The following is a 22,910-nucleotide window of genomic DNA, read 5'->3' on the forward strand; positions in this document are numbered from 1 at the left end:
GGCGCGCGCGGGCGTCACTCCGATGCGGCGGCGGGCTCCTCGGTCCAGCCAGCCTCGCGGAGCGCGGCTCGGGCTTCGGCTCGGGCGGAGTAGGGCGTGCGGACGCCCTGGATGTCGCGGTAGTTCTGGTGCCCCGGGCCCGCCCAGAGGATCGAGTCGCCCTCCTCGGCGAGCGAGACGGCGACGCGGATCGCGCGCTTGGGGTCGTCGACCTCGTGGATCTCCCCGTTGGGACGCGCGGCGCGGGCGGCCTCGACGAGAGTGCGGCGGATGGAGGCCGGGTCCTCGAAGCGCGGGTGGTGATCGGTGACGACGAGCACGTCGCTGCCGGAGACGGCGGCCTCGGCCATCGCGGGCCGCTTCAGCGTGTCGCGGTCGCCGTCGGCGCCGAACACCATGATCACGCGGCCGCGGGTCACTCCGCGGACCGCCTCGAGCGTGTGCTGGAAGGCGTCGGCGCTGTGTCCGAAGTCGACGTAGACGGTCGGGCCGCGCTCGCCCGAGACGCGCTCGGTGCGACCGGGGAGCGAGACGTCGACTCCGCCGTCGCGGTGCAGAGCGGCGCGGATCTCGCCGAGCGGCCGGCCCGACTCGACCAGCATGACGATGGCGAGGGCCGCATTGGCCGCCATGTGGGCGCCGATGATCGGCACCGAGGTGGTGATCGCCCGCGACTCGCGGTTCTGGATGCGGAAGCCGGTGCGGCCGAACTCCTGCTCGAGGATCGTCACCGTCCAGTCGGCGTCGACGTCCGGGAGCGAGGTGATGGTCGTCACGGGAATGCCGGCCGTGTCGCGGATGCGGGCGCCGGCGGGGGAGTCGAGCGAGACGACGGCGCGTCGGGCCCGGTCCGGCTGGAAGAGCTGCGCCTTCTGGGAGAAGTACGTCTCCATGTCGCCGTAGTCGTCGAGGTGGTCGTGGCTGAGGTTCGTGAATCCCGCGACGTCGAAGACGACCCCGTCGACGCGGTGGCGGGTGAGCGCCTGAGCGCTGACCTCGATCGCCGCGGCTCCCACGCCGTCCTCGTGCATGCGGGCGAGCAGCGCGTGCAGCTCGGTCGCCTCGGGGGTGGTGAGGCCGCTCGTGATCGAGGTGTCGCCGATGTGGCGCTCCGCGGTCGAGCTGAGGCCCGGGACCACGCCGAGCTGGCGGAGGATCCCCTCGATCATGTGCACGGTCGAGGTCTTGCCGTTGGTGCCGGTGACGCCGAAGAGCACCGGCGCGCGCTCGGCCGTGCCGTACACGGCGGCGGCGACGGCGCCCAGGCGCGAGCGCGGGTCGTCGACGACCAGCACCGGCAGGCCCGTGGCGCGGGCGAGCTCCGCCCCGGCCTCATCGGTCATCACCGCGGAGGCGCCGCGCTCGCGGGCCTCGCCGACGAACTCGGCGCCGTGCCGGTTCACTCCGGCGAGTGCGACGAAGAGGTCGCCGGGCTCGACGTCGGACGCGGTCAGCACGACTCCGGTGACCTCGGCGTCGGCCGGATCGTCGGCCGGGATCTCGAGAGTGCGCGCGAGGGCCGCGAGAGGGACCGCGGGGGCGAGGCGGGGTCGGAGCATGGGGTCCTTTCGTCGCCGGGATCGTCGGTGCGGAGCCGAGGGGGCGGACTCGCGCGATCGCCGGTGCTGTCACCCACGCTAGGGGAGTCGAGCAGGTGAATCCTTGAAGGATATTCGAGGCGGGCCCGAAGATCCGGTCGCCGGGCGGTCGTCGGGAGACCTCGACGGACCCGCGTCTAGGCTCGGAGGATGACGTCGAGCGAGAACGAGACCCCCGGCGGACGTCCTGTGCGCCGGCGCGCACTGGTCATCGGAGGAGTCGCGGTCGCCGCGGGGGCGACAGCGTTCGGCGTCGGCGCGGCGATCGGAGCCGGTCGAGGAGCGTCGGCACCGACAGCGGGGGCGACCACTCCCACGACCCCGACGCCCACTCCGACTCCTCCTCCCTCGGCCACGGCGACCCCCGAGCCGGTCCCGACCGCCACGGAGGAGCCCGCGCCCACCCCGACGCCCGGCATCGACCTGTCGGCGAACTCCGTCGACGACGCGGCGAGCCCGTGGGTGGTCGTCAACAAGCTGCGGACGCTGAACCCGGTCGACTACGTTCCCGCCGATCTCGTCTACCCGGACGTCCGCTACGTCAACCGCCAGCCGATGCGGCAGGCGACGGCCGACGCGCTCGTCGCGATGGTCGCGGCCGCGTCGACGGAGGCGGGACTCGCGCTCGCCGTGCAGAGCGCGTACCGCTCCTACGAGACCCAGGTCAGCGTCTACGCGGGCTGGGTGTCGACCCGCGGTCAGGCCGGAGCCGATGCGACGAGCGCGCGGCCCGGGCACAGCGAGCACCAGACGGGCTGGGCCGTCGACGTGGTCGGCGCGTCCGGGGCCTGCGCGCTGGAGATCTGCTGGGGGGACACCCCGGAGGGGGTCTGGGTGGGGGAGAACGCGCACCGCTTCGGGTTCCTCGTCCGGTACAAGGCGCAGAACACTCCGATCACCGGGTACGAGTCCGAGCCGTACCACCTGCGGTACGTCGGGACGGAGCTCGCGCAGCACCTGCGTGACACGGGGGTCGAGACGCTGGAGCGCCTGTTCGGACTTCCGGATGCGCCCGATTACGCGCCCGGTTCGGTTTCCTAGGCGCTCTAGCGATCACATCCGGGCGTCCGGCGACGTGACACGCGCCGCTCGTTACCGTACTGTTACCCGGAGCGTTTCCGGACGACCCCCTCGTCCGAGCGCGACAGCCCCTTGACAGGGCCACCCCCCCCTGTAGATCAGTGCGTCACCGTGCCGTCGCATCCCGAACCGTGAGATACCTCTGTGCCCCCCAGCTCCACCCGTTCCACCCCGACTCCGTCCCCCGCCACCCCCGAGGTCGTCGCTCCCGCCGCGACCGTCGCGCCCCTGACCCGCCGCGAGGCCAGGGAGCGGGAGGGCCGCATCCGCCCCGCCGTCCCGGCGGCCCCCGCGCAGGACCCGCGCTCGGTCCGCCCCTCCGCCGCCGTGCCGCCGCACCCCGTCGCCGAGACCGTCTTCGTCTCGCGTCGCGACCGTCGCGCCTCCGAGGGCCACCGCCAGCACCGACCGCGCGTCGAGCCCACCCGTCGCGGCTCCGCGTTCCTCCGGCCCACGCGCCGCCACCTCGTGCTCGCGATGTCCGGCGGCCTCGTCGTCGTGGCCGTCGCCGCGGGGGCGAGCCTGACCATCGGCGGATCGGGCTCGTCCGAGTCCGCCTCGGCCAGCGCCTCGGGGACCGCGGCTCGGACCGCCGTCCCCACCACCGTCGCCGTGCTCCCGGCCACGACCGCCTCCGCCCGCGTCGTGCTGAGCGGCGTGTCGACCACCACCGGCACCGTCGCCGGGGGGACCGCCGTCACGCTCCAGGGCTCGAACCTCGACTCGGTCGCCTCGGTGCGCTTCGGCGAGGCCGAGGGCAGCGTCGCCGTCGAGAACCCCGATCGGATCACGGTCATCGCCCCGCCCGCCTCCGGTGAGGTCGAGGGCGTCGTGCCGGTCGCGTTCTTCGACGCGAGCGGCGCGCCGATCACCTTCGACGCCGTGACCGACGCCGCCGCGGCGGTCACGACCGACGGCACGCCCGTCGCGCAGCCGGCCATCGCGACGACGGCGCCCGAGCCGCTCCTCGCCGACCCCGCCGCGGACCTCGGTTCGCCGACGCCCGAGCCGACCGCCACCGCGACAGCGACCGGTGTGCTCGCGACGACCAAGGTCGTCGCGTCGGCCATCACCTTCGCCTACACGCCGGACCCCACGATCGAGGCCGCGAAGGCCGCCGCAGCGCTCGACGCCAGTCGTCTGGCCTCGCAGCTCGACTACGTCGAGACCTACTGGAACGAGTACAACTCGGCGCAGTACGGAGTCATCGGCGGCAACGACTGCGTCAACTTCGCCTCGCAGTCCCTCATCGCCCGTGGCTGGAGCATGGACTCCGAGTGGAGCTTCTCGGCCGGCGGCGGGTACAGCTCGGCCTGGGCGTCCTCGACGGCGTTCAACTCCTACCTCGCCGCGCACCCCGAGCGCGCGACGCCCCTGGCGAACGACCAGCGCGACCAGGTCGAGGTCGGCGACGTCGTCCAGTTCGACTGGGACGGGTCGGGCGACTGGGACCACACCGGCATCGTCACGAGCGTGGACGGCGACACGGTCCTCTACGCCTCGCACACCGTGGACAACTTCGACCAGGACATCGACTCGGCCTCGGCCGGTCGGATCATGTTCTGGAGCATCTGAACGACGGAGGGCCGCCACCGCCTGAGCGGTGACGGCCCTCCGGGGCTCGAGAGAGTCAGTTCTTGAAGACGTCCTTGACGTCCTCGCCGACCTTCTTGGTGTGGGCCTTCGTCTGATCGGCCTGGCCCTCGGCCTCGAGGCGCTCGTTGTCGGTCAGCTTGCCGACCGCCTCCTTCGCCTTTCCGACCAGGTTCTCAGCGGCGTTGCGGATCTTGTCGTCAGCACCCATCAGGGGCTCCCTTCGTTCTGTTCTCGGATCCTCCGGCGAAGGCCGCTGGAGGGGTGGTGCAGCGAGCGCCGGAGGCGCTGCGCGGGTCAGGAGACGCGGTCCTCTTTCGAGAAGCCGGCGCGGGCGCTCGAGGCGACCTCGAGCACGACCGGCAGGCGGGCGCCGAGGAGCCGGTCGAGGCTCTCGACCTCCTCGTGGACCGCGTCGACCACGGTGCGGGGCGAGACGCCCGACCGGGGGAGGACGCGCACCTTCAGCGCGGTCGTCGAGCCGTGCTCGTACGCCGACACCGTCACGTCCAGCAGGTCGCCGCGGCCGGCGAGCGCGTTCTCGAGGACGTCCTCGGCGAAGCCCGTGCCGAACTCCACGGCACCGGCGGGGCCGCCGTCGGCCGACGACTCGTCGCGCAGGACCGTGCCGGTGCGGCCACGGCCGTGGGCGAGGGCGAGCACCAGGGCGAGCACGATGCCCACCAGGCACACGCCGACGATCGCGTAGAGCGGCCAGAGGACGGCGGCATCGCTCCAGGCGGTGCCGTCCTCGGGCGAGATCCGCGAGACGAGCGACGCCCCCTGGTCGGATCCGAACGCCGAGACGGCGTCGCGCACGGGCTGCGACACGGCGACCAGGACGAGCCCTGCGGTGACGGCCGCGAGCACGAGGCCCACCACGAGCAGGACGAGGCGGTTGAGGAAGCGGTTGCTCGTGGTCATCAGATCCTCCCGGAGTCGGCGATGCGGACGGAGGCGCGGGTGGCGGGCTGCGGAGCGATGCGCTCCAGCTCCTCGTCGAGGGCCTTCTGCACCGCGTCGCGATCGACGCCGATGCCGGAGGCGGGCGTGATCGAGACGACCGCGGTGCGGCGGCCGATCGAGGCGCTGGTGTCCTCGCGGCGCGACCGCGCGATCGTCCGGGCCGAGCGGGCGAGCGCCGAGGCGATCACTCCGTCGTCGACCACGACCGCGAGGCGGTCGTCGGCGATCGTGTGCCGAGCGCGAGCACCGGGGGCGAGGGCCAGGACGAGCAGGATCAGCGCGAGCAGACCCGTGCCGACGGCGATGCCGATGAGCGCGCCGGTGGCGAGCTCCCCGACTCCGACGAGCGCGGCGAGCAGATCGGACGGCGCGATCAGCAGCGGAGTCGCGCCGAGGACGGCGAGCACCGCCTCGGTGCCGACGTACGCCGCGATCAGCGCGATCACGGTGAGGACCACGATCTCGGCGGCCGAGCGCGACCGGTGGGTCTCGCGCCGCAGGAAGCGGCCGTACCGGGCGTCGGGGGCGGCGTCGCGGGGGGACGATGCGGGGCTCATGCGACTCTCCTCGTGCTACGGGTCCGGGTGCCGGTGACGCGCACGTCGACGCGGGTGACGGTGCGGCCGGTGAGCGCCTGCATCCGTGCGGCGATGCGGGCGCGGTCGCGGTGGAGGCGGTCGAGCAGGTTCCCGCCGTCGGCTCCGGGAGCCGAGACGGGATCGGGATCGACGACGACCGGAGTGGTGACGGCGAGCGCGAGGCCGCCGCGGTCGTCCGACAGGCGGACGCGGATCGCCGAGACCTCCACGCCGAGCTCCTCGTGCACGACGGCGAGCGCGGCGCGCTCGATCGAGCGGACGCTGACGGTGACGGTCCCCGCCACCGGCGCACCGGTGGCGGGCCGCGACTGCAGGTCGGTGGTCATGCGGTGCTCCTAGCGGGAGGTCGTGCGGCCGCGGAACACGTCCACGAGGCTGCGCACGTCGAGCGATCCGTCGAGCATCCGTGCGATCAGGACGCCCAGCGCCATGAAGACGGCGGTGAGGACGAAGCCCCAGAAGCCGAAGAGCAGGGCGGCGAACGCGAGGATCGCGCCGACGACCACGCCGAGGACGGTGCTGCGGTTCGAGGCGGCGGGGGGAGTGGGGACGCTCATCGGACGCGGCTCTCGGTCTCGGCGGAGTCGTCGTCCCCGGGGATGTGCACGTCGACGATCGCGACGTTGATCTCGGCGACAGCCATGCCCACGAGCTCGGTGATGGCCTCGGCGACGGCGTCGCGCACGCGGTCGGCGACGGTCTGCATCGGCACCGGGTAGGCGACGACGAGGGTGACGTCGACCGCGACCTGGGTCTCGCCGACCTCGACGCGCACGCCCTGGCCGTGGTCGTTGGCGCCGACGGCGGAGCGGATCGCTCCGAACGCGCGGGCCGCGTTGTTGCCCAGGGCGAAGACGCCGGGGACCTCGCGGGCCGCGATGCCGGCGACCTTTGCGATCACGGCGTCGTCGATGACCGTGCGGCCCTGGGCGGTGCCGGAGACGGCGCCTCCGAGGCTCGTCACGGTGTCGACGGAGGTGTCGACGCGGGGGGTGGAGGGGGTGCGAGTGCTGTCGCTCATGATGTCTCCTGTACGTGTCGTCGGCCGCGGGAGCGCGGTCGGGGATCGGGGGCCCGGTCGGATCGACTTCGCAGTCTTGCTCGTCCGGGCTGTGCTTACATGAGTCAGACGGAGCCCGGAGGGCGATCGTCACGGTCCGGATCGGGAAATTTCCTGACCGTTGCCTGATAGTCGTCCGGCACGGTGCCGACGGTCGGAGGAGAGAGGGCGCCATGCCGGGTCTGGAGTCGGCGAGCGATGCGCTCCTCGCCGAGCGCTCGGCCGAGGGTGACGTCCGGGCCTTCGAGGTCCTGGTCAAGCGGCACCAGTCGATCCTCCGCGCGTACGCGTGGCGGCTGACGGGCTCGCAGGCCGATGCCTCCGACGCCGTGCAGAACGCGCTCATCACCGTGTGGGCCCAGCTGCCCCAGCTGAAGGAGCCGGCGAGCGTGCGCAGCTGGATGATGCGGATCGTCAGCCGATCCAGCGTCGACCTGATGCGCCAGCGCCGCCCCGCCGACGACGTCGACGCCGTCGAGCACCCCGCCGCGAAGGAGCCGGGGCCCTTCGAGGCCGCCGAGCGCTCCGACGCGATGAAGGCGCTCGCCGCAGCACTGGCCGAACTGCCGGAGTCCCAGCGCCAGTGCTGGCTGCTCCGCGAGGTGGGCGGCGAGTCCTACGGTGAGATCGCCGAGCACCTCGGACTCACTCCGACCGCCGTGCGCGGCAAGCTCGCGCGAGCCCGCGAGTCGCTCGTCGTGGCGATGGAGGACTGGCGATGAAGGACGTCCCCGATGAAGGAGCAGGCCCCATGAACGCCGACGACAGGCCGGAGGTGCCGGGGGACCGGCCGGCCGGACCCGAGCGCAGCGACGCGCTCGAGGTCGTGCCCGTCGAGGCGGCGCCGCTCGACGGCGCAGCCGAGGAGCGCACGATCGACGACCTCAGCGACTACCTCGACCGTGGACGCCTCCCCTACGACCCCGCGATCGAGGAGTCGCCCGAGCACCGCAGGACGCTCCAGGCGCTCGAGCGGGTGCGCGCTCTGTCGGGCGCGTTGATCGACGACGACGCCGAGCGCCTGCCCGCTCCGGAGGAGAGCTGGTTCGGCTCGATCCTCACCCAGGTGCGGCGGGAGGCGCGCGCCGGTCGCGACATCCCGCTGGCGAGCCCCGAACCGGACGTCGAGCTGACGATCACCGAGGGCGCGGTGCGCGGCCTCGTCCGGGAGGCGGGCGACAGCGTCCCCGGCGTGCTGGTCGGCCGCTGCCGGCTGGTCGGCGACGTCGGCGACCCCGAGGCCGAGATCGCGATCGAGGTCACGATCTCGGTGTTCTGGGGCGTGCCGATCGCCGACGCGGCCCAGCAGGTGCGCGAGCGGATCCACTCGCGACTGCTCACCCAGACCGAGCTGAGCATCTCGACGATCGACGTCCGCGTCGAGGACGTCTACATCCCCGGAACGGAGGGGTCGTGAGCACGGCGGGCGGCGTGGTCGCCCCGCAGTCGGAGAGCCCCTCGTCCGTGCTCACCGCGCTCGTGCGCGCCGTTCCCGGAGTGGCGATGGTCGTGCCGGCGCGGGCCGAGGCACGCGACGTGCTCGCCCACGCGGCGACGGCGCTCGCTCCCTCGCCGATCCCGCTGCTCCCCGGCTCCCTGGGCACCGCCTCGGGCGGCACGCTCGCGGAGCCGGTGCTGGTGCGGATAGCGCCCGACGGGATCGTCGTCTCGATCGACATCGGAGTGGCTGCCGACGCGTCCGCACCGGGCGTGGCCCGGGCCGTGGGCGCCGTGGCGCGGGAGTGGTGCGAGCAGGAGCACCCGGAGCGCCGCGCGCGGATCGCGGTGCGGATCGCGGCGGTCGACTAGACCCGGGGATCGCCGTCGTCGGCTCGGGTCGGCGATCGCTCGGCCAGGACCGGCGCGCGCTCAGCCCTGATCGGCGAGGAACGACTCCGTCTCGGCGGCGGTCGGGGCCGAGACGGCCGCACCCGCGCGCGTGACCGAGACGGCCGCCGCCGCGCCGGCCCATCGGACCAGGGGCAGCAGCGCCTCCGGACCGGCGAGGTCGACGGCGCTCGCCGCCAACCGGGCCGAGAAGGCGCCGCAGAAGGTGTCGCCGGCTCCCGTCGTGTCGACGGCGCGGACGCGGAACGCAGGGGCGTGCAGCGGTTCGCGACCGCGCACGGCGACGACCACTCCGTCGGAGCCGAGCGTGACGAGGACGAGCGGCACGAGCGCCGTCAGCGCCGCGGCCAGGGCGGTGTCGTCCGCCGCCTCGAGGCCGCGCGCGCTCCCGAGCTCCCGTGCCTCGTGCTCGTTGACGATCAGCACGTCGAGTGCCGCGAGCAGCTCGTCCGGCAGCGGCCCGATCGGTGCGGCGTTCAGGATCGTGACGACCCCGGCGGCGCGCGCCGCGCGGGCGGCGGCGAGCACCGTCTCCTGCGGCACCTCGAGCTGGAGCAGCAGAGCGGAGGCGCCCGCGACGACCTCCTCCTCCGCGCCGGTCAGCCCCGTGAACGCGGCGTTCGCTCCGGAGTCGACGACGATCGCGTTCTCGCCCGCGTCGTCGACCGTGATCTGCGCGGTGCCCGTCCGCTGCTCGACGCGGCGGGCGTGCAGCTCGAGCGGCTCGCGGGAGAGGACTCCGGCGAGCTCGTCGCCCGCCGCATCGCGCCCGAGGCTCGTGACGAACGCGGTCCCCGCGGCGGTCCGGGCCGCGGCCACCGCCTGGTTCAGGCCCTTGCCGCCCGGGAACGTGCGGTAGTCCGAAGCCAGCACCGTCTCACCGGGAGCCGGGATGCGGGCGACGCGGTGGACGTGGTCGAGGTTGGCGCTTCCGAGGACGACGAGGGGCATGCCCTCGACGTTAGGGCACGCGCAAGGGGCTCCGCGCGACGCGGCCCGCGCCTACGGTGGAGGCATGGACACTCGAACTCTCGGACGCACAGGTGCGCCCGTCTCCGTCGTCGGCCTCGGAACCTGGCAGCTCGGTGCCGACTGGGGTGACGTCGCCGAGAACGACGCCCTCGCGATCCTCGACGCCGCCGTGGAGTCGGGGGTGACCCTTTTCGACACCGCCGACGTGTACGGCGACGGCCGCAGCGAGCGCACGATCGGCTCCTACCTCGCCGCGCATCCCGACTCCGGGGTGTTCGTCGCGACCAAGATGGGCCGCCGCGTCGACCAGGTGCCCGAGAACTACGTGCTCGACAACTTCCGCGCCTGGACCGACCGCTCGCGCAAGAACCTCGGCGTCGACACCCTCGACCTCGTGCAGCTGCACTGCCCGCCCACCTCCGTCTACTCCGACGACGTCGTCTTCGACGCGCTCGACACCCTCGTCTCCGAGGGCGCGATCGCGAACTACGGCGTCTCGGTCGAGCGCACGGAGGAGGCGCTCACCGCGATCGCGCGGCCGAACGTCGCGAGCGTGCAGATCATCCTGAACGCGTTCCGCCTGAAGCCGCTCGACGCGGTGCTGCCCGCCGCCCGCGAAGCCGGAGTGGGGATCCTCGCCCGCGTGCCGCTCGCCTCGGGACTGCTGAGCGGCCGGTACACGACCGAGACGACCTTCGCGGCCGACGACCACCGCAACTACAACCGCGACGGCTCCGCGTTCGATGTCGGCGAGACGTTCTCGGGCGTCGACTTCGCCACCGGAGTCGAGGCCGCGCAGGAGTTCTCGCGCCTCGCCGCTGACCACGGCCTCGCCCCCGCGGCCGCCGCGCTCGCCTGGATCATCCAGCAGGACGGCGTCACCTCGGTGATCCCCGGCGCCCGCTCGCCCGAGCAGGCCCGCGCGAACGCGACCGCCGCCGACGCGGCTCCGCTCGGCCCCGCGTTCATGGAGGCCGTCAACGCCCTCTACGACACCCACTTCCGCCCCGCCGTCCACCCCCGCTGGTAGCCCGATCGCCGAGGTGCCCGAGAACGTCGCTGTTCCTGAGGGAAGCGAGCATTCTCGGGCACCTCAGGGCTGAAGGGCCTGCTTGACCTGCGCGACGACGGAGGAGAGATCGGCGAGGTCGTCGCCGGTGAGCTCGATCACGTGCCAGCCGGCAGCGCGGAGTCGCCCCATCCGGGCGCGGTCCCTGCGCCACCGGCCGCGCTCGACCCGGTGATAGTCGCCGTGGTACTCGATGACCACCCTCGCCCAGGCGATGCAGAGATCGACGCGGCCGAGGAACGCACCGTCCGCTGACCTGATCTCGACGTTCGCCTCCACTCCGCGGACCCCCGCTCGCACCAGCGCGACGCGGACGATCGACTCCGGCCGCGATTCCGCCCGCGCGTCGAGGAGGTCGAGGGCGAGACGGAGCAGCCCGACTCCGCGGCGCCCCGGGGAGGAGGCGACCGCGGCGGTCAGTCCCTCACGAGTCACGAGCCTCTCGCGGAGGAGGAAGTCGCCGACCGCGACGAGATCCCCCAGGTCGAGCAGCGCGCCGAGATCGCACCAGGTGCGTGCCGGGCTCGTGAGGGCGCCGCGCCTGCCCTGGACGACGTCGCCCGGCCGGAAGGTCAGCTTGCGCCCGGCTGTGCCGGCTGCGTGCGGAGCGCGGCGGGGAGCCTCCACCGCGATGTCGAGATCGGACCGGTGCTCCCACTCGGGAGGCAACGGCGCTCCCCACAACAGCGCGGCGGTCGGCCCGCAGACCACGGTGCCCGGTCCGAGGCGGTGGAGGAGTGCGGCGCACCGGTCGCCGAGAGTGGACGACGGCACGGCCGTTCGGATCCCGTAGGTCGGACGCGCGAGCCTGGGCCCGCGCAGCACCCCGGGCGTCACCCCCGCGGCTCTCGCCTCCGCGACGCTGAACGCTCCTCGCGGCCATTGCTGCTCCTGCACCCCGACACTCTGGCGCTCCATCGGCTAGCGTGCGCCGTTCTGTCCACAGGGGGCAGACGAGGTGCCCGAGAATGCATCGGATCCGTCGGATCCAGTGCGTTCTCGGGCACCTCGGGGAGCAGGCTAGGAGTCGAGGGCGGCGTCGACGATGGTGCGGGCCTCGGCCTGCACCTCGTGGAGGTGGTCGAGGCCGCGGAAGGACTCGGCGTAGATTTTGTAGACGTCCTCGGTGCCGGACGGGCGCGCGGCGAACCACGCGTTCTCGGTGACGACCTTCACGCCTCCGACGCCCGCGCCGTTGCCCGGGGCCTTCGAGAGCTTCGCGACGATCTCCTCGCCAGCCAGCGTGGTGGCCGAGATGGCGTCTCCGTCGAGCTTGCCGAGCGCCGCCTTCTGCGCCTTGGTGGCGACGGCGTCGACGCGCTCGTAGACCGGGTCGCCGAAGCGCTCGGTCAGCTCGCGGTAGAGCGCCGACGGGCTCTTGCCGGTCACGGCGATGATCTCGGAGGCGAGCAGCGCGAGCAGGATCCCGTCCTTGTCGGTGGTCCACACGGTGCCGTCGAAGCGGAGGAACGACGCGCCCGCCGACTCCTCGCCGCCGAAGCCGACCGAGCCGTCGACGAGGCCCGGGACGAACCACTTGAAGCCGACCGGCACCTCCCAGAGGCGGCGGCCGAGCGACTCGGCGACGCGGTCGATGATCGAGGAGGAGACCAGCGTCTTGCCGATCGCCGCGTCCTCGCGCCAGCCGGAGCGGTGCGTGTACAGGTACTGGATGGCGACGGCCAGGTAGTGGTTGGGGTTCATCAGCCCGCCGTCGGGGGTGACGATGCCGTGGCGGTCGGCGTCGGCGTCGTTGCCGGTGAGCACGTCGTAGTCGCCGGAGCGGGCGACGACGGAGGCCATCGCGCTCGGGGAGGACGGGTCCATCCGGATCTTGCCGTCCCAGTCGAGGGTCATGAAGCCCCAGGCCGGGTCGACCTCGCCGTTGACGACGGTCAGGTCGAGCTCGTACATCTCGGCGATCAGCTGCCAGTAGTGCACGGAGGCGCCGCCCAGCGGATCGGCGCCGATGCGCACTCCCGCCTTCTTGATCGCGTCGATGTCGATGATGTTCTTCAGGTCCGCCACGTAGTGGGTGCGGAAGTCGTACGTCTCGACGGCCGAGGGCTCGGCCGACTTCACGCCGCGGTTGCCGTCGGCGATCAGCTCGTTGGCGCGGTCCGCGATCCAGGTGGTGGCGTCGGAGTCGGCCGGTCCGCCGTGCGGCGGGTTGTACTTGAAGCCGCCGTCGCGGGGCGGGTTGTGCGACGGGGTGACGACGATGCCGTCGGCCTCGTCGGTGTGCGCCGGGTCGTTGTTCCAGCGGAGGATCGCGTGGCTCAGCGCCGGGGTGGGCACGAAGTCGTCGAACTCGTCGACGAGCACGCGCACCTGGTTCGCGACGAGCACCTCGAGGGCGGTCGTCAGCGCAGGGCGCGAGAGGCCGTGGGTATCGGCGCCGATGAAGAGCGGACCGGTGATGCCCTGCTCCGTCCGGTACTCGACGATCGCCTGCGTCACCGCAGCGATGTGGTCCTCGTTGAAGGCGGTGTCGAACGAGGATCCGCGGTGCCCCGAGGTGCCGAAGACCACCTTCTGGAGCGGGTCGGACACGTCCGGCTTGTTGTCGTAGTAGGCCCTCACGAGGGCTTCGACGTCGATGAGATCGGAGGCCTGTGCCGGCTTCCCTGCGCGATCGGTCATGGGGTCCATAGTGGCAGCCCGCCCGGGCCCGCGATACCGCCTGGACAGCCGGTGGCTAGGCTGTCCGCCATGCCCGACAGCGCCTCCGAGTCCCGTGTCTACAGCTATCTCGGGCCCTCCGGCACGTTCACCGAGGCGGCGCTCGCGCAGGTCCCGGAGGCACGCGGCCAGCACTGGCGCAGCGTCGCGAACGTGGGCGAGGCGCTGGGCGATCTGGTCTCGGGCCGGAGTCACGGCGCGGTCATCGCGATCGAGAACTCGGTCGAGGGCGGAGTGACGGCCACGCAGGACGCGCTGGCGCGGATCCCGGGGCTGCGCATCGTGGGCGAGTACCTGGTGCCCGTCTCGTTCATCCTGGTGGCGCGGCCGGGGACGCGGCTGGGCGACGTGCGGACCGTGGCCGCGCATCCGGTCGCCTACGGCCAGTGCCGGCAGTGGCTCGACGCCGAGCTGCCCAGCCACGAGTACCTGCCCGCGTCCAGCAACGTGCAGGCGACGGTGGACCTGCTCGCCGGGTCTCCCGCGGACGCCGCCATCGCTCCTCCGGGGATCGTCGCGCACCACGCGGTCGACGTGCTGGCCGAGCGGATCGGCGACAACCCGAACGCCGTCACGCGGTTCGTGCACGTCTCGCGCACGACGCTCCTGCCCGAGCCGACGGGCGCGGACAAGACGAGCATCATCGCGGAGCTGCCGGCGGACGAGCCGGGCGCGCTGCTCGAGATGCTCGAGCAGTTCGCGACCCGCGGAGTGAACCTGAGCATGATCCAGTCGCGGCCGATCGGAGACGCCCTCGGCCGCTACCGGTTCGTGCTGGATCTCGACGGGCACGTGGCCGACGAGCGCGTCGCGGACGCCCTGCTCGGGCTCCGGCGGTTCAGCCCGGGGGTGATCTTCCTGGGTTCCTACCCCCGGGCGGATCGCCGTCCGGTCTCGTACGTGCGACGCTACGACGACGAGGTGTTCATCGAGGCGCGGGACTGGCTGCGCGGACTCCTCACCGCGGAGCCGGAGGTCGACGATGACTGACAGGGACGGGCAGGACCCGGACACGAGCACGACGGGCGGGCGGGTGCGCGAGCGCGGCGGGCGCGAGCGCATGGACCCGCGCTACGACCCCGCCTTCCAGCGGGGCTTCGCCGGGGGAGTGGACCGGGTGCGCGGCGACGACCGCGCGTTCGCCCGACCGGGGGCAGGGCCGCGTCCGACCGGTGCGCGCTCGGCGCCGCTGCCGCGCATCGCCGAGGTCGCCGACAGCCGGCGCGCGCGCCGGGAGGCCGCCGGGTCCGCGCGGCCCGAGGAGGCGGTGCGCCTGCCCTCCGAGGCCCGGCAGCCCGCGCAGGACGTCGAGCCGGAGGCTCCGTCCGCCCCGGTGATCGCGTCCGAGCCCGACGCCCCGCTGCTGCGGAACCCCTGGCTCCTGGTGCTGCTGCTCGCGGGACTCGCCGGGACCGCGCTGGGGTTCGCGATCCTCTCGATCGGCTACTCCTCGCCGCCCGCCCCCTACTACGGCGACTCCGACACCCCGTCGCCGGAGTGGATCCAGCGGCAGATCCTCTATTACGCGTCGATCCCGCTGCTGGGGTCGCTGCCGTTCTCGCTGCTGATCGCGATCGGGGTCGCAGCGCTGCGCTGGCGCGGGCGTCCGGCCCCGCGCGAGGAGGAGCAGGCGGAGGACTGAGGCCCGCTCCCGCGCTCAGACCCCCGAGGCTCCGAACAGCAGTCCGAGCAGGTAGGTGACGAGCGCCGCTCCGTAGCCGATGCCGAGCTGGCGCAGCGCCCGGGCGAGCGGGGGCGCGCCCGACAGCAGCCCCACGATCGCGCCGGTCGCCAGCAGGGCGAGGCCGACGAGGACCGCGGCGAGGATCACGGCGGCGATCCCGGACAGGCCCAGGAGGTAGGGCAGCACGGGGATGATCGCGCCCGACGCGAAGAAGCAGAAGCTCGAGAGCGCGGCGCCCATGCCCGTGCCGATCGACTCGTGCTCGTCGATCGACGGATCGGCCTTCGGGCCGCCGATGGTGATCGGCGACGTAGCCGCGACTCCGCCGCGCAGCCCCGTGAAGACGTGCTCGGCGCGGGCGTTCGCCTCGGCCTCGGTCATGCCGCGCGCGCGGTAGACGAGGGCGAGCTCGTTCGCGTCGACGTCGAGGTCGGGGACGAGGCGGTTGGTGTCGAGGTCGGGGGAGGAGGCGCTCAGCAGCTCGCGCTGCGAGCGCACCGAGACGAACTCGCCCGCGCCCATCGAGAGCGCGCCGGCGAGCAGCCCCGCGAGGCCGGTGAACAGCACGACGCTGGTGGCCACTCCGCTCGCCCCGACGCCCAGCACGAGGGCGAGGTTCGAGACGAGGCCGTCGTTGGCGCCGAAGACCGCGGCGCGGAAGGTCCCGGAGAGGCGGGTGCGGCCGCGCTCGGCGAGTCCCCGCACGACCTCGCCGTGGATCCGCTCGTCGGCCGCCATGGCCTCGGTCGCGTCGTCGTCGTCGGCGTAGGGGGAGCGGGCCTCGGCGCGCTGGACGAGCGCGAGCACGAAGACCGAGCCGAAGCGGCGGGTGAGGAAGCCCAGCACGCGCGTGCGCAGATCCGGTCGCGGCGACGGCTCCGCGGCGGAGCCGAGCAGTCCGCGCCAGTGCTCCTCGTGCCGGCCCTCGGCGGCGGCGAGGGCGAGCAGGATCTCGCGCTCCTCGCCCGAGCGGCGGCCCGCGAGATCGCGGTAGGTGGCGGCCTCGGCGAGCTCGTCGGCGAGGTAGCGGCGCCAGCGGCGGATCTGCGCGGGGCTGGGGGGAGCGGGGTCCTGGACGGTGTCCACCATGGGATCTCCTGGGTTCGGGCCCGCCGACCCGCGCGAGAGGGACCGGTCAGGACGTGCGTCGACTGACCGAAGGTCTCGTTCGCCCGGGTCCGTGCGGATCCGGGTGGAGCGCCGGGTCCGGATCGTTCCGGACCAGCATGTCGACGCGCCTCGTCGCCTGCCGAGCAGGCGGTGGGAACTACTCCCCTTCGCGTGGACCACCGTAGCCGAGATCGGCGCCGATCGGGCCGGATCGCTCGAGAGGGCGTCGTGCGGGACCGCGCGGCGAGAGGGCGCGCTGCAGCACCAGGGCGGCGGCGCCGACCGCGGCCGCGTCGGCGACGTGGGCCGACAGCAGTACGCGCGACCCCGGATGCTCGTCGGCGAAGCGGGCGCGCAGGACGGCCAGGTGCCGGGAGCCGGCCACCGCGAAGGCGGGTCCGGCGAGCACGACGGAGTCGAGGTCGAGCAGATCCGCGAGCGCCACGGCGACGTCGGCGAGCTCGTGGGCGGCGGCGTCGACCACGGCAGCGGACGCGGGGTCCCCGCGGACGGCGGCGGTCGCGATCACGGCGGCGTCGGCGAACGCGTCGCCCGAGAGGCCGGGGAGTCTCGCCGCGCGCGCTCCCGCGGCGATGCCGGGCAGTCCGACGCGCTCGGCGACGGGGGCGGAGCCGCGGGGCCCGAAGCGGTCGAGTCGGCCCGCTCCCGCTCCGGAGCCGCGGTGCAGGGCGCCGTCGAGGACGAGGCCGGCGCGGATCCCGCCGGCGAGGTACAGCGTGCAGTGCGCGCCCGCCGCCGGGAACGTCCCGGCCCAGAACTCGCCGACGGCGGCGGCCGAGGCGTCGTCGTCGAGCAGCACGGGCAGCGCGCAGGCCTCCTCGAGCAGCGAGCGCAGCCCGGCGGCCGCCCACTCCGCGCCCTGCGGGCCGGGCAGGCCGACGACGCGCTCGCCCGAGCGGTCGACGCCGCCCGGAGTGACGACGCCGACGCCGACGACCCGCTCGCGCTCGACGCCGAGCGCCTCGATCAGGAGGTCGATCCGCTCGGCGAAGCCGCGCACGAACGACTCCGGGCCCTCGTCGAGGACGCCGCGGGTGCGGAGCCTCCCGACGACGGATCCGGCGAGATCCGCCACGATCGCGGTGGTCGAGTCGGCCTCGAGCTGCAGGCCGAGGGCGACGCGCGCGGACGGCACGAGGGCGAGGAGCTCTCGCGGCTTGCCGCCCGTCGACTCCGAGCGGCCCGCGTCCGCGACGAGCCCGTCGGCGAGCAGCTGCCGGACGAGGATCGACACGGTCGCCTGCGTCAGCCCGGTGACCTGGGCGAGCTCGACCCGGCTGATCGGACCGCGGGCGCGCACGAGATCCAGCAGGACCCCGCGGCTCGTCGCGGGGGAGCGGGGCGCTCGCGTGGTCGCCATCGGCGCCTCCGTTCTGCTCGTGCGTCCCTTGACGGTACTTCGTTAAGTCGTCTAAGAAAGTATCCGACACCGGATACGACAACCGAGGCGAGGAAGCCATGACCGTCATCCCCCTGCACGAGAACTGGACACTGCGAGCCCTGGAGGGCCCGGAGGCGCCCGAGCGGCCGACGGGGGAGGTGGCGGCGACCGTGCCCGGCTGCGTGCACACCGACCTCCTCGCCGCGGGGCTGATCCCCGATCCCTTCGACGGCGGCAACGAGTCACGGCTGTCCTGGATCGGGCGGACGGCCTGGGTCTACGAGACCCGCTTCGCCTGGTCCGACGACGGCTCCGAGCGGTACGACCTCGTCGCCGAGGGGCTGGACACGGTGGCGACCCTGCGCCTGAACGGCGACGAGATCGGGCGCACGGAGAACCAGCACCGGTCGTACCGCTTCGACGTGCGGGAGTCCCTGGTCGAGGGGGAGAACCTGCTCTCGATCGAGTTCGCGGCCCCGGTCGACGAGGCCGAGCGCCGCTCGATCGAGCACGGCCCGCGCCCGCACGTGAACCACCACCCCTACAACGCGCTGCGCAAGACCGCGAGCAACTTCGGCTGGGACTGGGGCATCGACGTCGCCACCAGTGGCATCTGGCGGCCGATCGGCCTCGAGAGCTGGTCGGGCGTGCGGATCGCCGCCGTGCGTCCGCTCGTCGACGTCGACGGGACCGACGGCGTGCTGAGCGCGCACGTCGACCTCGAGTGGGCCGGCGCCTCCTCGGCCGAGGTGTCGGTCGCGGCGGGCGGAGCGGAGACGGCGACCACCGTGGACGCGGGCACGGCCGAGGCGGTGCTCGCGCTGCGGGTGCCGGATGTCGACGTCTGGTGGCCGCGCGGCTACGGCGAGCAGCCCCTCTACGACGTGGGCGTCGCGGCGGGCGACGAGTCGGTCTGGACGGGACGGGTGGGCTTCCGCACCGTGCGAGTCGACACCACTCCGGACGAGGACGGCTCGCCCTACCGCGTCGAGGTGAACGGCCGGACGGTGCAGATCCGCGGGGCCAACTGGATCCCGGACCACGCGTTCGTCACCGAGGTCGACCGCGACAGGTACGCGCGGCGGATCGCCGACGCGACCGAGGCGAACATGAACCTGCTGCGCGTCTGGGGCGGCGGGATCTACGAGTCGCACGACTTCTACGACCTCTGCGACGAGCAGGGCGTGCTGGTCTGGCAGGACTTCCTCTTCGCCTGCGCGGCCTACGCCGAGGAGGAGTGGCTCGCCGTCGAGGTCGAGCCGGAGGCGCGCGAGGCGGTCACCCGGCTCAGCGCGCACCCGTCGCTGATCATCTGGAACGGCAACAACGAGAACATCGTCGGCTACACCGACTGGGGCTGGCGCACCCGGCTCGCGGGCGCGACCTGGGGCAACGCCTACTACCGGCGCCTGCTCCCGGGGATCCTCGCCGAGCTCGACCCGACGCGGTTCTACTCGCCGGGCAGCCCGTACTCGTTCGACGACTACCTGCACCCCAACGATCCGGCCAACGGCACCGTGCACATCTGGGACGTCTGGAACACGCGCGACTACACCGGCTACGCCGACTGGCGCCCGCGGTTCGTCTCGGAGTTCGGCTTCCAGGGCCCGCCCGCCTGGTCGACGCTCACGAGCGTCGTGCACGACGAGCCGCTCGAGCCCTACGGCGAGCAGATGCTGGTGCACCAGAAGGCGCACGAGGGCAACCTCAAGCTCGAGCGCGGACTCGCCGGTCACCTGCCCACACCGGTCTCGATCGAGGACTGGCACTGGGCGACCCAGCTGAACCAGGCGGCCGCGCTGCGCTTCGGCATCGAGCACTTCCGCTCGCTGTCGCCGCTGAACACCGGAGTCGTGGTGTGGCAGCTGAACGACGACTGGCCGGTCGTCTCGTGGGCGGCCGTCGACTTCCACGAGCACCGGAAGCCCCTCTGGTTCGCGCTCCGGGCGGCGTACGCGCCCCGGCTCGCGACCATCCAGCCCCGCGACGGCGGGCCGGCCGCGGTGCTGCTGAACGACACGGACGAGGCGTGGAGCGGCTCCGTCGTCGCCCGGCGCCTGCAGCTGGACGGCACGGTGCTCGCGGAGGAGCGCTGGGACGCGGCGGTTCCGGCGCGCGGCGAGGCGACGACTCCGCTGCCCGCCGCGATCACGGCGTTCGGCGACGTGGCCGGAGAGATCGTCAGCGTGCAGCCGGAGGGATGGACGCGCGCGCTGCTGCACCCGGCCGAGGTCGTCGACCAGGCTCTCGACCCGTCGCCGCTCGAGGCCTCGGCCGAGCGGTCCGGCGCCGACGTCGTCGTCACGGTCACGGCCCGCTCCCTGGCGCGAGACGTCACCCTGCTCGTCGACCGCGTCGACGCCGGCGCCCGGGTGGACGAGGGCCTCGTCACCCTGCTGGCGGGGGAGTCCGCGCGCTTCACGATCTCGGGTGCCGCGGCCGACGCGGATCCGGACGCGTTCCTCGATCCGCTGGTCGTGCGCCACGCCGGCGGGCTGCACGCGGCGGTGCCGGCCTGAGCGCCGGCGGGGCGGCGCGCCTCCCGATCGTCGGGATCGTCGTGCGCCGCCCTCCGCGCGAGCACGGCGGCGATCCGTTCTTCGCCGAGCTGGTCGCCGGGATGGAGGACGTCCTGGTGCCGGAAGGCGGGGGCGTGCTGCTGCAGGTCGCGCACGACCAGGCCGCGGAAATCGCGGTCCTCGCGCGCTGGGCCGCGCATCCGCGCGTCGCCGGAGCGGTGCTCGGCGACCCCGTCGAGGACGATCCGCGGCCGGAGCGGGCGCGGGAGCTCGGGCTGCCCGTCGTCGTGCTCGGCGGGCGGGCGGCGGGCGGCACGGTCCCGTCGATCCCCGTCGACAACGCGACGCCGATGCTCGAGGCGATGGCGGCGCTCGTCGCGCTCGGGCACCGGCGGATCGGGCGGGTGTCGGGCCCGTTCCGGCTCGGCCACACCCGGGAGCGCGGCGAGGCGTTCGAGCGGGGGCTGCGGGTGGCCGGTCTGTCGGGCCGCTCGGTCGAGAGCGACTACTCCGCCCGCTCGGGGGAGGCCGCGACCCGGGCGCTCCTCGCCGACGACGAGCGCCCGACCGCGATCGTGTTCGACAACGATCTGGCGGCTCTCGGCGGGCTGGCCGCCGCACGGGCCCTCGGAGTCGCCGTGCCGCGCGAGCTCTCGCTGCTCGCCTGGGACGACTCTGAGCTGTGCCGCCTGGCCGACCCTCCGCTCTCGGTGATGAGCCGCGACGTGCACGGCCTGGGCGTGCTCACGGCCGAGGCGCTGCTCGCCGTGATCGACGGGGCTCTGCCGCCCGAGCGCTCGCCGGAGCGCCCGCGACTCGTGATGCGCGGCACCACCGCGCCCCGCCGGGGCTGATCCCCGTCGTCCCGCGGCGGTCGTCGTGTGCGGGGAAGAGCGCTCTCACGAGTTGCTCCCGAATCTGTTGACCACTTAGTTCAGTCATGTAACAATGCTCGGGCGGCGCTCGCCGCACACAGCTCCGTCACCGTCGACAGCCCTGCGTTGCCGACGCCAGGAAAGGATCAACGATGTTCCTTCGCGTTCGAGAAGGCCGACGCCTGCGCGTCCTCGCCGCTGCCGCCGCCACCGCGGCGTCCGCCCTCCTGCTCTCCGGCTGCACCGGGGGAGCGAGCTCCTCCGGCACCTCGTCGGCCGACACCCTCGTCGCCTACACCGGTCAGGCAGGCGACTACCAGATCAACTTCAACCCGTACTCGCCCTCCAAGATCGGCGGGCTCGGCACCATCTACGAATCGCTGTTCTTCGTCACGAACATCAACTCCGACCCCTACGTGCCGCTGCTGGGCACCGAGTACACCTGGAACGCCGAGGGCACGCAGCTCGACGTGACGCTGCGCGACGACGTGACCTGGAGCGACGGAGAGGCGTTCACCGCCGAGGACGTCGTCTTCACCTTCGAGATGCTGGTCGAGAACCCGTCGCTGAACACCGGCGGCTTCGACGGCGTCGTCACGGCGACCGACGACACCCACGTGAGCATCACCTGGGACCACCCGGCCTTCGTCACCGGCCCCACGGTCCTCGGCCGCACGCCGATCGTCCCCGAGCACCTCTGGGCCGACGTCGACCCGGTGACCGACGTCGTCGCGGAGCCGGTCGGCACCGGCCCCTACCTCCTCGCCGACTTCAAGGCGCAGGCCTTCACCCTCGGCGTCAACGAGGACTACTGGGACGGCGCCCCCGCCGTGAAGGCGATCCGCTTCCTGTCGCTCTCGGGCAACACCGCCGGAGTCGACGCCCTCGCCGCCGGCACCATCGACTGGCAGACCGGTCCGGTGCCGGACATCGAGAACGTCGCGAAGAACTACCCCGGCTACGAGGCCATCACGGTCCCGCAGAACCAGGTCGCCCTGCTCAGCTGCGCGAACGTCGACCTCGGCTGCGTCGGCCCGCAGACCGACCCGGCCGTCCGCCAGGCGATCTACTACGCGCTCAACCGCGACCAGATCAACTCCCTCGCCTTCCAGAACACCGCCAGCGAGGTCTCGCCGACCTTCGTGCTGACGGAGTCGCAGGCCGAGTCGATCTCGACCGCGGTCACCGAGCCGGTCGCGCCCAGCTCGCCGGACCTCGACCGCGCGACGGCGCTCCTCGAGGAGGCCGGCTACGCGAAGGGCGGCGACGGGATCTACGCCAAGGACGGCGTGCCGCTGAAGCTGACCATCGAGGTCGTCACCGGCTGGACCGACTACATCACCGCGATCGACACGATGGCCCAGCAGCTCGGCGACGCCGGCATCGCGGTCACCGCGTCGCAGTCCTCGTGGAACGAGTGGACCGATAAGAAGAGCAAGGGCAACTACCAGCTCGCGATCGACTCGCTCGGCCAGGGCCCCGCCTCCGACCCGTACTACCTCTACAACAACTTCTTCACCACGGCGAACACCGCTCCCGTCGGCGAGGCTGCTCCGATCAACGTGGCCCGCTACAGCGACCCCGAGGTCGACGCGGCCGTCGAGGCCCTGACCGCCACCAGCCCGGACGACACCGCCGCCCGCCAGGCGCAGTTCGACATCATCCAGGCGAAGATCGTCGCCGACATGCCCTACATCCCGGTCATGACCGGAGGCACCACCTCGGAGTACAACGCCGCCAAGTTCGACGGCTGGCCCACCGAGGACGACCTGTACGCCTTCCCGGCGATCTGGGCGTCGCCGGACAACGCGCAGATCTTCAAGAACCTGACCCCCACCGGCGAGTGAGCCGCG

General features: G+C 73.3%; 23 protein-coding genes. 11 read left to right on the forward strand and 12 right to left on the reverse strand.

The window, feature by feature from the left end; all coding sequences use genetic code 11:
* Positions 1–14: 14 nt before the first annotated feature.
* Positions 15–1,559, reverse strand: a complete 1,545-nt coding sequence (locus C1I63_RS08955) for a Mur ligase family protein (RefSeq protein ID WP_055786851.1) — start codon at positions 1,557–1,559, stop codon at positions 15–17.
* A gap of 189 nt (positions 1,560–1,748) precedes the next feature.
* Between C1I63_RS08955 and C1I63_RS08960 the strand changes: the two genes are divergently transcribed.
* Together C1I63_RS08960 and C1I63_RS08965 are read left to right on the forward strand one after the other, a co-directional pair.
* Positions 1,749–2,639, forward strand: a complete 891-nt coding sequence (locus tag C1I63_RS08960; RefSeq protein ID WP_107574567.1) for a M15 family metallopeptidase — start codon at positions 1,749–1,751, stop codon at positions 2,637–2,639.
* 183 nt (positions 2,640–2,822) lie between these two features.
* On the forward strand, positions 2,823–4,253 hold the full coding sequence (locus tag C1I63_RS08965) for an amidase domain-containing protein (protein ID WP_107574568.1): 1,431 nt from the start codon (positions 2,823–2,825) through the stop codon (positions 4,251–4,253).
* 55 nt (positions 4,254–4,308) lie between these two features.
* On the opposite strand, the gene C1I63_RS08970 is transcribed toward C1I63_RS08965, so the two are convergent.
* The 6 genes from C1I63_RS08970 to C1I63_RS08995 all read right to left on the reverse strand — a co-directional run bounded on the left by C1I63_RS08970 (position 4,309) and on the right by C1I63_RS08995 (position 6,857).
* Positions 4,309–4,482 carry a CsbD family protein gene (locus C1I63_RS08970; RefSeq protein ID WP_082480972.1) on the reverse strand — a complete coding sequence of 58 codons (174 nt, stop codon included), beginning with the start codon at positions 4,480–4,482 and terminating at the stop codon, positions 4,309–4,311.
* 86 nt (positions 4,483–4,568) lie between these two features.
* On the reverse strand, positions 4,569–5,195 hold the full coding sequence (locus C1I63_RS08975; protein ID WP_107574569.1) for a hypothetical protein: 627 nt from the start codon (positions 5,193–5,195) through the stop codon (positions 4,569–4,571).
* Positions 5,195–5,794 (reverse strand): DUF6286 domain-containing protein, encoded by a 600-nt coding sequence (locus C1I63_RS08980; RefSeq protein WP_107574570.1) that lies wholly within the window; start codon positions 5,792–5,794, stop codon positions 5,195–5,197. Before C1I63_RS08980 ends, C1I63_RS08975 begins: the two co-directional genes overlap by 1 nt.
* A complete protein-coding gene (locus tag C1I63_RS08985) occupies positions 5,791–6,162 on the reverse strand; it encodes a hypothetical protein (RefSeq protein ID WP_107574571.1) in 372 nt (123 codons plus the stop codon). Before C1I63_RS08985 ends, C1I63_RS08980 begins: the two co-directional genes overlap by 4 nt.
* Before the next feature lie 9 nt (positions 6,163–6,171).
* On the reverse strand, positions 6,172–6,393 hold the full coding sequence (locus C1I63_RS08990) for a DUF2273 domain-containing protein (RefSeq protein WP_055786870.1): 222 nt from the start codon (positions 6,391–6,393) through the stop codon (positions 6,172–6,174).
* Complete coding sequence (locus C1I63_RS08995; protein ID WP_055786873.1) at positions 6,390–6,857, reverse strand: Asp23/Gls24 family envelope stress response protein; 468 nt, start codon at positions 6,855–6,857, stop codon at positions 6,390–6,392. The genes C1I63_RS08990 and C1I63_RS08995 overlap by 4 nt, the downstream gene beginning before the upstream one ends.
* 212 nt (positions 6,858–7,069) lie before the next feature.
* Between C1I63_RS08995 and C1I63_RS09000 the strand changes: the two genes are divergently transcribed.
* Genes C1I63_RS09000 through C1I63_RS09010 form a run of 3 tightly spaced genes read left to right on the forward strand, consistent with a single transcriptional unit; the run spans position 7,070 to position 8,705 of the window.
* On the forward strand, positions 7,070–7,618 hold the full coding sequence (locus tag C1I63_RS09000; protein ID WP_055786875.1) for an RNA polymerase sigma factor: 549 nt from the start codon (positions 7,070–7,072) through the stop codon (positions 7,616–7,618).
* A gap of 29 nt (positions 7,619–7,647) precedes the next feature.
* Positions 7,648–8,313, forward strand: coding sequence for an Asp23/Gls24 family envelope stress response protein (locus tag C1I63_RS09005; RefSeq protein WP_244907013.1), 666 nt, complete (start codon positions 7,648–7,650; stop codon positions 8,311–8,313).
* Positions 8,310–8,705 (forward strand): hypothetical protein, encoded by a 396-nt coding sequence (locus C1I63_RS09010; RefSeq protein WP_056866458.1) that lies wholly within the window; start codon positions 8,310–8,312, stop codon positions 8,703–8,705. The genes C1I63_RS09005 and C1I63_RS09010 overlap by 4 nt, the downstream gene beginning before the upstream one ends.
* A 60-nt stretch (positions 8,706–8,765) precedes the next feature.
* Here the strand turns inward: C1I63_RS09010 and C1I63_RS09015 are convergent, their stop codons facing one another.
* Positions 8,766–9,695: a ribokinase gene (locus C1I63_RS09015; protein WP_107574573.1), complete on the reverse strand. Its 930-nt coding sequence runs from the start codon at positions 9,693–9,695 to the stop codon at positions 8,766–8,768.
* A 64-nt stretch (positions 9,696–9,759) separates the two neighbouring features.
* Between C1I63_RS09015 and C1I63_RS09020 the strand changes: the two genes are divergently transcribed.
* Entirely contained in the window at positions 9,760–10,746 is a 987-nt protein-coding gene (locus C1I63_RS09020; protein WP_107574574.1) for an aldo/keto reductase, read from the forward strand.
* 63 nt (positions 10,747–10,809) lie between these two features.
* Here C1I63_RS09020 and C1I63_RS09025 read toward each other — a convergent pair whose 3' ends face one another.
* Together C1I63_RS09025 and pgm are read right to left on the reverse strand one after the other, a co-directional pair.
* Positions 10,810–11,682, reverse strand: coding sequence for a DUF559 domain-containing protein (locus C1I63_RS09025; protein WP_146168420.1), 873 nt, complete (start codon positions 11,680–11,682; stop codon positions 10,810–10,812).
* 123 nt (positions 11,683–11,805) lie between these two features.
* A complete protein-coding gene (gene pgm, locus C1I63_RS09030) occupies positions 11,806–13,428 on the reverse strand; it encodes a phosphoglucomutase (alpha-D-glucose-1,6-bisphosphate-dependent) (RefSeq protein ID WP_107574576.1) in 1,623 nt (540 codons plus the stop codon).
* A gap of 69 nt (positions 13,429–13,497) precedes the next feature.
* Between pgm and pheA the strand changes: the two genes are divergently transcribed.
* Both pheA and C1I63_RS09040 read left to right on the forward strand, forming a co-directional pair.
* Positions 13,498–14,457: a prephenate dehydratase gene (gene pheA, locus C1I63_RS09035; protein WP_107574577.1), complete on the forward strand. Its 960-nt coding sequence runs from the start codon at positions 13,498–13,500 to the stop codon at positions 14,455–14,457.
* Positions 14,450–15,109 carry a hypothetical protein gene (locus C1I63_RS09040; RefSeq protein WP_146168421.1) on the forward strand — a complete coding sequence of 220 codons (660 nt, stop codon included), beginning with the start codon at positions 14,450–14,452 and terminating at the stop codon, positions 15,107–15,109. Before pheA ends, C1I63_RS09040 begins: the two co-directional genes overlap by 8 nt.
* A gap of 15 nt (positions 15,110–15,124) precedes the next feature.
* Here the strand turns inward: C1I63_RS09040 and C1I63_RS09045 are convergent, their stop codons facing one another.
* Both C1I63_RS09045 and C1I63_RS09050 read right to left on the reverse strand, forming a co-directional pair.
* On the reverse strand, positions 15,125–16,240 hold the full coding sequence (locus C1I63_RS09045) for a VIT1/CCC1 transporter family protein (RefSeq protein ID WP_107574579.1): 1,116 nt from the start codon (positions 16,238–16,240) through the stop codon (positions 15,125–15,127).
* Between the two features lie 178 nt (positions 16,241–16,418).
* Entirely contained in the window at positions 16,419–17,642 is a 1,224-nt protein-coding gene (locus C1I63_RS09050; protein ID WP_107574580.1) for an ROK family transcriptional regulator, read from the reverse strand.
* 98 nt (positions 17,643–17,740) lie between these two features.
* Between C1I63_RS09050 and C1I63_RS19745 the strand changes: the two genes are divergently transcribed.
* The 3 genes from C1I63_RS19745 (at position 17,741) to C1I63_RS09065 (ending at position 22,904) form a co-directional block, all read left to right on the forward strand.
* The gene (locus C1I63_RS19745) at positions 17,741–20,182 is read left to right on the forward strand and encodes a glycoside hydrolase family 2 protein (protein WP_107574581.1); all 2,442 of its coding nucleotides are present in this window, start codon (positions 17,741–17,743) and stop codon (positions 20,180–20,182) included.
* Positions 20,183–20,223: 41 nt separating this feature from the next.
* Positions 20,224–21,036, forward strand: coding sequence for a LacI family DNA-binding transcriptional regulator (locus C1I63_RS09060; protein WP_170116361.1), 813 nt, complete (start codon positions 20,224–20,226; stop codon positions 21,034–21,036).
* A 173-nt stretch (positions 21,037–21,209) separates the two neighbouring features.
* Complete coding sequence (locus tag C1I63_RS09065) at positions 21,210–22,904, forward strand: ABC transporter substrate-binding protein (RefSeq protein ID WP_107574583.1); 1,695 nt, start codon at positions 21,210–21,212, stop codon at positions 22,902–22,904.
* Positions 22,905–22,910 lie beyond the last annotated feature (6 nt).

It is taken from the genome of Rathayibacter caricis DSM 15933, from assembly GCF_003044275.1.
Classification (GTDB): domain Bacteria; phylum Actinomycetota; class Actinomycetes; order Actinomycetales; family Microbacteriaceae; genus Rathayibacter; species Rathayibacter caricis.

What these genes read in the sequence shown, in the direction of transcription:
- C1I63_RS08955 (WP_055786851.1), bottom strand. Translation starts at nt 1,559, where the DNA reads ATGCTCCGACCCCGCCTCGCCCCCGCGGTCCCTCTCGCGGCCCTCGCG.
- C1I63_RS08960 (WP_107574567.1), top strand. Translation starts at nt 1,749, where the DNA reads ATGACGTCGAGCGAGAACGAGACCCCCGGCGGACGTCCTGTGCGCCGG.
- C1I63_RS08970 (WP_082480972.1), bottom strand. Translation starts at nt 4,482, where the DNA reads ATGGGTGCTGACGACAAGATCCGCAACGCCGCTGAGAACCTGGTCGGA.
- C1I63_RS08975 (WP_107574569.1), bottom strand. Translation starts at nt 5,195, where the DNA reads ATGACCACGAGCAACCGCTTCCTCAACCGCCTCGTCCTGCTCGTGGTG.
- C1I63_RS08980 (WP_107574570.1), bottom strand. Translation starts at nt 5,794, where the DNA reads ATGAGCCCCGCATCGTCCCCCCGCGACGCCGCCCCCGACGCCCGGTAC.
- C1I63_RS08985 (WP_107574571.1), bottom strand. Translation starts at nt 6,162, where the DNA reads ATGACCACCGACCTGCAGTCGCGGCCCGCCACCGGTGCGCCGGTGGCG.
- C1I63_RS08990 (WP_055786870.1), bottom strand. Translation starts at nt 6,393, where the DNA reads ATGAGCGTCCCCACTCCCCCCGCCGCCTCGAACCGCAGCACCGTCCTC.
- C1I63_RS08995 (WP_055786873.1), bottom strand. Translation starts at nt 6,857, where the DNA reads ATGAGCGACAGCACTCGCACCCCCTCCACCCCCCGCGTCGACACCTCC.
- C1I63_RS09000 (WP_055786875.1), top strand. Translation starts at nt 7,070, where the DNA reads ATGCCGGGTCTGGAGTCGGCGAGCGATGCGCTCCTCGCCGAGCGCTCG.
- C1I63_RS09005 (WP_244907013.1), top strand. Translation starts at nt 7,648, where the DNA reads ATGAACGCCGACGACAGGCCGGAGGTGCCGGGGGACCGGCCGGCCGGA.
- C1I63_RS09015 (WP_107574573.1), bottom strand. Translation starts at nt 9,695, where the DNA reads ATGCCCCTCGTCGTCCTCGGAAGCGCCAACCTCGACCACGTCCACCGC.
- C1I63_RS09020 (WP_107574574.1), top strand. Translation starts at nt 9,760, where the DNA reads ATGGACACTCGAACTCTCGGACGCACAGGTGCGCCCGTCTCCGTCGTC.
- pgm (WP_107574576.1), bottom strand. Translation starts at nt 13,428, where the DNA reads ATGACCGATCGCGCAGGGAAGCCGGCACAGGCCTCCGATCTCATCGAC.
- pheA (WP_107574577.1), top strand. Translation starts at nt 13,498, where the DNA reads ATGCCCGACAGCGCCTCCGAGTCCCGTGTCTACAGCTATCTCGGGCCC.
- C1I63_RS09040 (WP_146168421.1), top strand. Translation starts at nt 14,450, where the DNA reads ATGACTGACAGGGACGGGCAGGACCCGGACACGAGCACGACGGGCGGG.
- C1I63_RS09045 (WP_107574579.1), bottom strand. Translation starts at nt 16,240, where the DNA reads ATGGTGGACACCGTCCAGGACCCCGCTCCCCCCAGCCCCGCGCAGATC.
- C1I63_RS09050 (WP_107574580.1), bottom strand. Translation starts at nt 17,642, where the DNA reads ATGGCGACCACGCGAGCGCCCCGCTCCCCCGCGACGAGCCGCGGGGTC.
- C1I63_RS19745 (WP_107574581.1), top strand. Translation starts at nt 17,741, where the DNA reads ATGACCGTCATCCCCCTGCACGAGAACTGGACACTGCGAGCCCTGGAG.
- C1I63_RS09065 (WP_107574583.1), top strand. Translation starts at nt 21,210, where the DNA reads ATGTTCCTTCGCGTTCGAGAAGGCCGACGCCTGCGCGTCCTCGCCGCT.